The 6,000-nt window shown below is 67.9% G+C and carries 7 protein-coding genes; 4 read left to right on the top strand and 3 right to left on the bottom strand.

Features of this window, described 5'->3' with window-relative positions:
* On the bottom strand, nt 1-1,009 hold a 1,009-nt coding region (locus tag VGB60_RS00310), incomplete at its 3' end, for an MFS transporter (protein WP_331036298.1).
* A gap of 141 nt (nt 1,010-1,150) precedes the next feature.
* Here VGB60_RS00310 and VGB60_RS00305 point away from each other — a divergent pair.
* The 4 genes from VGB60_RS00305 (at nt 1,151) to ygiD (ending at nt 3,966) form a co-directional block, all read left to right on the top strand.
* Nucleotides 1,151-2,032 (top strand): M15 family metallopeptidase, encoded by an 882-nt coding sequence (locus tag VGB60_RS00305; protein ID WP_331036297.1) that lies wholly within the window; start codon nt 1,151-1,153, stop codon nt 2,030-2,032.
* On the top strand, nt 2,029-2,484 hold the full coding sequence (locus tag VGB60_RS00300; RefSeq protein ID WP_331036296.1) for a hypothetical protein: 456 nt from the start codon (nt 2,029-2,031) through the stop codon (nt 2,482-2,484). The genes VGB60_RS00305 and VGB60_RS00300 overlap by 4 nt, the downstream gene beginning before the upstream one ends.
* 124 nt (nt 2,485-2,608) lie before the next feature.
* Nucleotides 2,609-3,211 (top strand): NAD(P)H:quinone oxidoreductase, encoded by a 603-nt coding sequence (wrbA, locus tag VGB60_RS00295; protein ID WP_331036295.1) that lies wholly within the window; start codon nt 2,609-2,611, stop codon nt 3,209-3,211.
* Nucleotides 3,211-3,966 carry a 4,5-DOPA dioxygenase extradiol gene (gene ygiD / locus VGB60_RS00290; RefSeq protein ID WP_331036294.1) on the top strand — a complete coding sequence of 252 codons (756 nt, stop codon included), beginning with the start codon at nt 3,211-3,213 and terminating at the stop codon, nt 3,964-3,966. Before wrbA ends, ygiD begins: the two co-directional genes overlap by 1 nt.
* Before the next feature lies 1 nt (nt 3,967).
* Here the strand turns inward: ygiD and VGB60_RS00285 are convergent, their stop codons facing one another.
* Both VGB60_RS00285 and VGB60_RS00280 read right to left on the bottom strand, forming a co-directional pair.
* Nucleotides 3,968-4,363 carry a DoxX family protein gene (locus VGB60_RS00285; protein WP_331036293.1) on the bottom strand — a complete coding sequence of 132 codons (396 nt, stop codon included), beginning with the start codon at nt 4,361-4,363 and terminating at the stop codon, nt 3,968-3,970.
* Nucleotides 4,364-4,426: 63 nt separating this feature from the next.
* Nucleotides 4,427-5,983, bottom strand: a complete 1,557-nt coding sequence (locus VGB60_RS00280; protein WP_331036292.1) for an AMP-binding protein — start codon at nt 5,981-5,983, stop codon at nt 4,427-4,429.
* Nucleotides 5,984-6,000: the final 17 nt, after the last annotated feature.

The following is a 6,000-nucleotide window of genomic DNA, read 5'->3' as shown; positions in this document are numbered from 1 at the left end:
CTGTGCCGAACATCGCCCCCAGTGCCGCGGGGAAGTTCCCGGCTGGGACCAGGAGGGTGGCGGCGGCGAAGCTGATCGCGAAATAGACGCTGCCGATGGCGAGCGCCCGATGCTTTCCGATCTTCGTGGCGAGCACGGCCCAGATCGGCGCGCCGACCAGTCCGGCCACGAAATAGACCAGCAGCAGGATCGAGGTCTGCTCGCGCTCGAATCCGCGCGCCTGTTCGAAGAAGTAGAAGAACAAGACGCCGATCAGGCCGCGGGCAGCGCCGAGCATCAGATCGGAGATCAGCAGGCGGCGCAGCACGGGCTTGGCGATCAGCGACAGGGTCGCGCCCAGTCCGCCGTGCGGCGGCGGGGTGACGTTCCTCGGCTCGGGCGTGAAGAAGAAGGTGACCGCAAGGGCGATCGGCAGCAGGGCCACGATGAAGCCCCCCTGCATCCGAACGGCCTCGACATAGGTGTAGCCCATGGCCTGCGCCCCGACCGGGATCAGCAGCACGGCCAGCACGCCGATGATGTTGGCGACCTGCCAGAAACCGTAAATGCGAGACCGCTGGTCGTAGTCGGGCGACAGAACCGCTGCCCAGCTCATCTGGCTGAGCAGGCTGATGGAGTAGCCGAGGTACATGACCACCAGCCATACGGCGAGATGGGTCGCCGACGCGCCCTGGCCGACGAAGAACAGCATCGCCACAGACGCCATCAGGATGGGCGCGCCGATCGCCATCCAGACGCGGTAGCGGCCCCATTTCGTCGAGGTCCGGTCGATGACCATCCCGAGGAAGGGATCCACCACGATGTCGGCCAACCGCACGATCAGGAAGATCAGGCTGACGGCCGCCAGGGGCACCCCGACGTGACTGGCGTAGAACTCCGGCAGGGTGACATAGACCGGCAGTCCCAGCGCCGCATACGGCAGGCAGCTGGCGGCGAAGGCGGAGAGGGTGGCGTTCGAGCGCCGGCCGGGCGGGAGCGCGCTGGCGGGGGAGGCGGAGGCGTCGGTCATGGCCGGGTCCGAAGCGCGGCGGATGAGTCGCCGACAGCGTCACCATGCCGACTTTGGGCGGGCCCGGCGAGGGGAGACGCGCGCGACGACTGCGAGCAAACGCCTTGCCGTGGCCACACGGCTGGGGTCACCATCGCTGTGATGTTCAAGCGCGCCATCCTACCGATTCTGGCGGCCCTGCCGATGCTCTGCGCGGCCGGGGCGGTTCAGGCGCAGGGCCGGGGCGGCGAGGCGGAGGTCTGCTACGGAGATGAAGTCGAGTGGGCGGCCCCCGCGCTAGCCAACACGAGGTCGCACACCTCTCTGGACTGGGCGCCGTTCGGTCCGGCCGAGCGTGGCTGGGAGACCTATCTGCCGCTCATTCAGCAGGAACTTGGCACCGACTGCGCCCCGGAGTCGCCGCGCTTCGCCCGCGCTTTGGCCGAGTTCCAGTATGCCCGCGGCCTGCCGGCGACCGGCTGGTTCGACCCGGCGACCTTTCAGGTCTTCCGGGGTCTATGGCAGGAGCGGCGGCCCTTCATCATGGCGCGGGTGCGTCAGGAGCCCTGTCCCGACCCGCCGCCGCTGTATCAGCTGGGCTATCTCGTCGAGTCCGAAGAACATGCAGACCGGCTTACGCGACTGCTGCGCCGCGATGTGCTGGACGCCTACCGAAGGCTGGTCGCCGCCGCCCGCGCCGAGGCGCCCGAGGTGGCGCGCGATCCGGAGCTGCTCCAGATCTTCTCCGGCTTTCGCGACCCCGAGGCGGACGCCGCCCGCTGCGCAGCCTCGGGCAACTGCGACGGCCTGAGGCGCGCCGTCTGCTCGCCGCACCGCACCGGCACAGCGGTTGACCTGTATGTCGGACAGGCGCCGGGCATGGGCGTCGACAGCACGGCGCCGGCCAGTCGGCTGCACATGTCGAAGACGCCGACCTATCGCTGGCTGGTCAAGAACGCGGGCCGGTTCGGCTTCACCCCCTATGTCTATGAGCCCTGGCATTGGGAGTGGATCAGCCCGACCGGGGGCTACGCCGGCCCATGATCCGCAGGCTGACGGAGGGAGAGCGGGCGCTGGCGGCCGAAGCGTTCGGCGACGCCCTTGATCTGGGCCGGGTGCGGTTCCTGTCCTCGCCCTGGCCGTTCGACCGGGCCTTTGTCCCTGGCCGCTGGTTCGACCGGGACTGGATTGTCTGGCCGGGCGCTTCGTTGCCGACCGACATAGCCAGCGGGCCTCTCCGCTATCAGGCGGTCTTCGTGCATGAGCTGACCCACGTCTGGCAGGCGCAGCAGGGGATCGATCTTTTGTCGGGCAAGATCCGGGCGGGGGACCGCCCCTCGTCCTACGAATACCCCGTCGGCATGGACTGCGAGTGGGGCGCGCTGAACATCGAGCAGCAGGCGATGGTGGTGGAGCATCGATTTCGCCTCACGCGGGGCCAGCGGACGCCGGCCGACCGCGCCTTTTATGATCGGGTCTGCCCCATCGGTCGTTGACCCCGGAACGATAGGGTGAGCATCCGGTTTCCGGCTGTTCAGGCCCTTGCGCGGCCGAGACCGGCTCCTACATTGAGAACCGACACTGTTGCGGAACAGCGTCGGTCACTCATGGAGCCCGCTCATGCCTAAGATCCTTGTCCTGTATCATTCCACCTACGGCCACATCGAAGCGATGGCCGAGGCCGTCGCGGAGGGCGCACGATCCGTCGAGGGCGCGGTGGTCGACATCAGGCGCGTGCCCGAGCTGGTTCCCGAGGAACTGGCCCGCGCCAGCGGCTACAAGCTGGATCAGGCGGCGCCGATCGCCAAGCCGGACGAGCTGGCCGACTATGACGCCGTCATCGTCGGCGCCGGCACGCGCTATGGGACGGCCTCGTCCCAGATGCGAAACTTCCTCGACCAGACCGGAGCGATCTGGATGAAGGGCGCGCTGGTCGGCAAGGTCGGTTCGGCCTTCACCTCGACCGCGACCCAGCACGGCGGGCAGGAGACCACGCTGATCGGTCTGATCCAGACCCTGCTGCACCACGGCATGCTGGTCGCGGGTCTCCCCTACGCGTGGGCCGGACAGCAGCGCATGGACGAGATCACCGGCGGCTCGCCCTACGGCGCCACGACCATCACCGGGGGCGACGGCTCGCGCATGCCCAGCGAGAACGAGCTCGAGGGCGCGCGCTTCCAGGGCCGCTATGTCGCGGAGACGGCGAAGAAGCTGGTCGGCTGATGCGCCAGCCGGCGGTCTTCTTCGGCCACGGCTCGCCGATGAACGCCCTCGGCGGGCCGTTCGCCGACGCCTGGCGCGCGGTCGGCGCAGCGATCGGGAAGCCGAAGGGCGTGGTCATGGTCTCGGCCCATTGGGAAACCGACGGGCTGGGCGTGACGGCGCAGGCGCAGCCGGAAACGATCCATGATTTCGGCGGATTCACCGAAGAACTGCACGCGATGCAGTATCCGGCGCCCGGCTCGCCGGAGTTGGCGCTGCGCGTGGCGGAGCTGACCGGGGCGAGGCCCACGACGCAGTGGGGCCTCGACCACGGGACATGGTCGGTGCTCGCCCACGTTTGGCCGGAGGCCGATGTGCCCGTGGTGCAGCTGTCGCTGGACCGCGGGCTCGACGCGCAAGGACACTTCGATGTGGCAAGCATGCTGGCCCCGTTGCGGGACGAGGGCGTCGTCATCGCCGGCTCGGGTGACTTCGTCCACAATCTGGGGGCCTGGAAACGGACCGGCGGCGACGCCTATCCATGGGCGACCGGTTTCAACGAGGCGGTGAAGGCGGCGCTGGTCCGGGGGGACCATCAGGCGCTGATCGACTGGGTCGGCCTCGCCGAGGACGCGCAGATGAGCGTACCCACCGACGAGCACTTCCTGCCGCTGCTCTACGTCGCCGCCCAGCGGCAGCCTGACGACGCCGTCAGCTTCTTCAACGACGTCATAGAGGGCGGGTCGATCTCGATGACCGGTGTCCGGATCGGCTGAGCTAGCGCCGCTTCCCCATCGCCGCGTCGAGGCTCCACGGACCCGGGCCCGCTGCCACGAAATACAGGAAGACAAAGCAGTACAGGGCGATGGTCTCGCCGCCGTTCACAAGGGGAATGGGCCCCTGCATTCCGTGCACCATCCAGTAGCCGACGGCGCAGAAGCCTGCTGCGACGAAGGCCGCCGGACGGGTGAACAGGCCGAGCACCAGGAGCAGGCCGAGCACCAGTTCAAACGGGCCCGACAGTCCTGCGAGAGTGAAGTCCACCGGCGGCAGCCCCTCCATGGCGGGGAATCCGAGAACCTTGGCCGTGCCGTGGCTTATAAACAGCAAGCCGGCGACGATGCGAAGCAGGCTGAGCAGCTGTGGTTGATAAGCCGAAATACGGTCGAACATGGCGTGCTCCCTTGTAGATGGAACAGTCTGCCGCCGAGTCGCGCCGCCCTCAAAGGTCAAGCTTCAGGCCACGGCCTTGTCGGTCTCGGCCATCTGCTGGATCGCGACGTAGTCGGTCTTGCCGGTGCCGAGGACCGGCACCTCGCTGACCCGCATGATCTTCTTGGGCACGGCCAGTTCGGGGGCGCCGTGGCTTCGCGCCCATTCCGCCAGCTGGGCGACATCGGCGTCCTTGCGGTCGGTGATCAGGACCAGTTTCTCGCCCTTGCGGCTGTCGGGGATCGAGACGACCGCGTGGCGACCGTCGGGCCAGACGGCGCTGGCCAATCCCTCTACGGCCGTCAGGGACACCATTTCCCCGCCGATCTTGGCGAACCGTTTCACCCGTCCAAGGATGGAAATGTAGCCCTCCGGATCGAGATCGACGATGTCTCCGGTGTCGTGCCAACCGCCGGCCAGCGGCTCGATGGACTCCGGATCGTCAGCCGACAGATAGCCCCGCATGACGTTGGGCCCGCGCAGGAACAGGCGGCCCCCCTCGGTGATGCCTTCGACCGGCTCCAGCCGCCACTCCAGCCCTGGCAGGATTTGACCGACGGTGCCGGGGCGGTTGCGGTCGGGGTGGTTCACCGCGACCACCGGAGCCGCCTCGGTTGCGCCGTAGCCTTCCAGCAGCTTCAGGCCGTGGAACCGGGTGTTGAACAGGTGGTGCGTCTCGTCGCGGACCTTCTCGGCCCCGGCGACGACGAACTTCAGGGTCGCGAAGTCATCCGGCCCGGCCACGCGGGCGTACTGGTTCAGGAAGGTGTCGGTCGCGAACAGGACCGAGGCTTTCACCTGCGGCATCAGTTCCACGATCTGCTTGGCGTGCAGCGGGGAGGGGTATTGGAACGCCTTCAGCCCCTGCAGCAGCGGCAGCAGCACGCCGCCGGTCAGGCCGAAGCAGTGGAAGGTCGGCAGCGGGTTGAACATCACCCACTCTGGCTTCAGCTCGATGTGCTGCGCGATCTGCCGGCAGTTGGCGACCAGGTTCCACTGGCTCAGCACCACGCCCTTGGGCGCGCCGAAGCTGCCGGAGGTGAACAGCACCACGCCGGGCGATGAGGGCTCGGTCTTCACCCGGAAGCGCTTCGGCATCAGCCCTGCCATGAGGCCGTACAGCTTGTCGGGCAGGCCGATGGTCTCGCGCACGTCGTCCAGCCAGACGATTTCCGCCACCGACACCAGATCGGCGACCAGTCCATCCAGCTTGGCCTGGGTGATGAAGCGTTTGGCGGTCAGGACCTTCTTCACGCCGGCGGCCTTGATCGCCGCCTTGATGTTGGCTTCGCCCGAGGTGAAATTCAGCATCACCGGAATCCGGCCATGCGCGTGCAGGCCGTAGTAGGTGACGACGACGCCCATGCTGGACGGCAGCAGGATGCCGACGCGCTCCGACAACTCCGTCATCGCCGCGATCTTGCGCCCCAGCACGAAGGCGGCGCGGATCAGGCCGGTGTAGGTGAGGGGCTTGCGATCCTGGTCTTCCAGGATTTCCTTGTCGCCGTAGGTCTCGCGCGCCGCGATCAGGGCGTCGAAGATGGTCGTTTCGACAGCCTTCGGGTCGAGGGGTACGCGCAAGGACAGCCTCCGTGGGC

This window comes from Brevundimonas sp. (genome assembly GCF_036399195.1).
In the GTDB taxonomy this organism is placed as follows: Bacteria; Pseudomonadota; Alphaproteobacteria; order Caulobacterales; family Caulobacteraceae; genus Brevundimonas.
Note: the sequence above shows the minus strand (reverse complement) of the source record. Positions and strands in the feature narration are given on the sequence as shown.

Coding starts and splice junctions, on each gene's coding strand:
- wrbA (WP_331036295.1), top strand. CDS start 2,609: ATGCCTAAGATCCTTGTCCTGTATCATTCCACCTACGGCCACATCGAA.
- VGB60_RS00300 (WP_331036296.1), top strand. CDS start 2,029: ATGATCCGCAGGCTGACGGAGGGAGAGCGGGCGCTGGCGGCCGAAGCG.
- VGB60_RS00285 (WP_331036293.1), bottom strand. CDS start 4,363: ATGTTCGACCGTATTTCGGCTTATCAACCACAGCTGCTCAGCCTGCTT.
- ygiD (WP_331036294.1), top strand. CDS start 3,211: ATGCGCCAGCCGGCGGTCTTCTTCGGCCACGGCTCGCCGATGAACGCC.
- VGB60_RS00305 (WP_331036297.1), top strand. CDS start 1,151: ATGTTCAAGCGCGCCATCCTACCGATTCTGGCGGCCCTGCCGATGCTC.